Source organism: Marivita sp. (assembly GCF_022763305.1).
GTDB lineage: Bacteria > Pseudomonadota > Alphaproteobacteria > Rhodobacterales > Rhodobacteraceae > Marivita.
Genome location: NZ_JALEGT010000076.1, coordinates 1 through 2,598, shown reverse-complemented (window position 1 = coordinate 2,598; position 2,598 = coordinate 1). Strand labels below are relative to the sequence as shown.

The following is a 2,598-nucleotide window of genomic DNA, read 5'->3' as shown; positions in this document are numbered from 1 at the left end:
CGAGCAGTTCCGTGCCGGTGATCTGACCCTCGAATGCGTCATGGCCTTCACGTTGACCGACGACCATGATCGCCAGCTTGCGGTCTGGAACGCAGTGCGGGGCGGCTATCACATCCATCCACAGAGCATCAAACGTCATCTGACCGAGACGGCGCATTCGGCGAACTCGGCCCTCGGACGCTTTGTCGGCATCGAGGCGTACGAGGCGGCGGGCGGGGTTTTGCTGCGCGATCTCTTCGACGACAGTGCCAGCGCCCATATGGAAAACCCCGAGCTGCTGGAGCGTCTTGCCATCGAGAAGCTGCAAGCCGCGGCCAAACCGCTCAAAGCGGCGTGGAAATGGGTCGAAGTGCATCTCTCGGTGGATTATGGCGCGTTTCGCAGTTTCGGTCGGGTCTATCCGCAGGATATCGAACCGGATCCGGACCTACTGGCGGAGGAGGAACGTCTCATCGCGCGGGAGGAAGACCTGGCGGCGCAGAACGACGGTGAGGACTGGACTGACGCCGAAACGGAAGAGTACTACGCCATCGAGCCGCGCCTGCGTGAGATCGAGGCCCTGCAGCGCGAGCGGCAACCCTATTCTGATGCGGACCGCGCCATCGCAGGCGTGGTTCTGACCATTGGCCACGACGGGGCGCTGCGCGTCGAGAAAGGCCTGGTGCGGCCAGAAGATATCCCTGCTGCGGCCGTGCCGGAAGGGACGAGTGCTGATGCGGGTGATGCCCCCTCCCCCGCCCGGCCGAATGTGACGCCGCCAACCTCTTCGACGCCGGTACCTACCTCCGACCCGGCTGCGACTTTGCGCAAGGCGGACGGGATTTCGGCGAGCCTCGCTGACGATCTGCGCGCCACGCGTCAGCACATCCTGCGGGCGCATCTGGCGGCGGATTTCGAGGTGGCGTTCGATGCGATGCTCTACGCCCTTTGCGAGCAGGCTCTGGGGCGGTCCTACAACAACGAGGCGCTCGATATCTCGATCCGGCCCTTCCAGGCGCAAAATCGCGAGGTGCTGCATGCGGACACCGTCGCCCAGAAGATGCTCGCGGCGCTGGATCAGGACCTCGCCACAGACTGGATGAAGCTGGAGAAGCCAGAGGACTTCCGGGCGATGTCCGCGCTGCCCGTCGCGGACAAGCAGGCGCTTTTCGCCTGGGCGACGGGCCTCGCGGTCAAGCCGCAGCTTTCGTCCGACAATCGCCCCTCTCCGATCATCGAAGAGATTGGCGCGCGGCTTGATGTCGATGTGGCGGCCTGCTGGCGCCCGACCGCGCAGAACTACTGGGGTCGGGTCAATAAGGGCCATGCCGTGGTCACGGCGCGCAAGCTGATCGGCGACGACTACGCCGAAGATCGAAATCGCGAGCGCAAGGGCGATATCGCAGCCGCGTTGGAACGGGCTTTCGCGGAAACGGCCAGCGAGACAGAAGGGTTCGACGCCGCGACGGTTGTCAGGACGACGCGCTGGCTGCCCGACGGGATGGTGTTTTCCGGTGCGACGGAGGCCGACGCCAAATTGATTGGCGATACGCCCGAGGCGGAGGAAGGCGACGTGCCCGCCGCAGACGCTCTGGCCGAGGCGGAGAGTGATGTACCATCGTCCTTGCCCGCCTTCCTCAGCGGGGATGCGGCCTGACGAAGCAGAGTCTCGCCTGAACACCACATGAGCCTAGGGCCGTCCTCACATCGAGGGCGGCCCTTTCCGACTGACGGGTTGCCTACAGCCGATATCGGATCGGCTGGCCCGTCCCGGAGACATCCCATGACCACCACCCTTGACCTCGATCCCGTCCAGGAAGCCGCACTCATCGCTGCCCAGAATGACACGTTTCGACGTTCCATCCTCGGCACTATTCCGGTCGCCGATGCCCCGAAGGGCCAGTTCGTGATGACACGTGGCGTCGCGGCGCTTGGGATCGATGCGCAACTGGAATTGACCCGCCGTGTTGCAGCCTTCGACGGGTTCAATGCCGACAGCGACCCGCAGGGATGGCACGAGATGGGGGTCATCGAATTCAATGGCACGACGGTTTGGTTCAAGATCGACCTGTATGACGTCGACTACACGTACGGCTCGCCGGAACCTTCCGACCCGAAACAGACGCGTCGCGTGCTGACCCTGCTTCTCCCTTCGGAATACTGACGCTCTCCACCCCCAATCGCCGCCCCGGACCGTCCTTGCACAAAGGGCGGTCCTTTCGGGCTGGCGGGTTCGATGGGCGCGATGATCGCGCCTTGCCCCCTACAGGAGACCTCAGATGGCCAAGACACTCGACTACCAGATCACCCTCTACCCGGCGCATCGCGATGGCGCCTTCGTTGTTACTCAGTTCCAGATGATGGTGAGTTACCCCGAAAAGCGCATCCAGGCCGCAGGCATGGATGACCTGATCGACAAGGTGACGCAGTTCGCAATGGAGCATGGTGAGGGTTGCAGCGCTTCAGTGCGTTGCCTCGCTCCTCGCAAACCCCCTGGGTTCAAGCGCGCGACCGAGAACCTCTATTTCAACCTGGTTGACCGGACGGCTGAAAACCGCGGCGACGCTGCGGCCTGAAGCCCCCCAAAGGAAACTCCGGGGCGGCCTCGCGTAACGGTCG

Annotated in this window: 3 protein-coding genes; all 3 read left to right on the top strand. The window is 63.9% G+C overall.

What is annotated here, in order from left to right; all coding sequences use genetic code 11:
* Positions 1-1,636 (top strand): chromosome partitioning protein ParB (locus MRY75_RS14515; protein ID WP_292308719.1); only part of this gene is annotated, 1,636 nt, incomplete at its 5' end.
* A gap of 126 nt (positions 1,637-1,762) precedes the next feature.
* Positions 1,763-2,143, top strand: a complete 381-nt coding sequence (locus MRY75_RS14510) for a DUF3768 domain-containing protein (protein WP_292308718.1) — start codon at positions 1,763-1,765, stop codon at positions 2,141-2,143.
* Positions 2,144-2,258: 115 nt separating this feature from the next.
* A complete protein-coding gene (locus MRY75_RS14505; protein WP_292308717.1) occupies positions 2,259-2,555 on the top strand; it encodes a hypothetical protein in 297 nt (98 codons plus the stop codon).
* Positions 2,556-2,598: the final 43 nt, after the last annotated feature.

Coding starts and splice junctions, on each gene's coding strand:
- MRY75_RS14510 (WP_292308718.1), top strand. CDS start 1,763: ATGACCACCACCCTTGACCTCGATCCCGTCCAGGAAGCCGCACTCATC.
- MRY75_RS14505 (WP_292308717.1), top strand. CDS start 2,259: ATGGCCAAGACACTCGACTACCAGATCACCCTCTACCCGGCGCATCGC.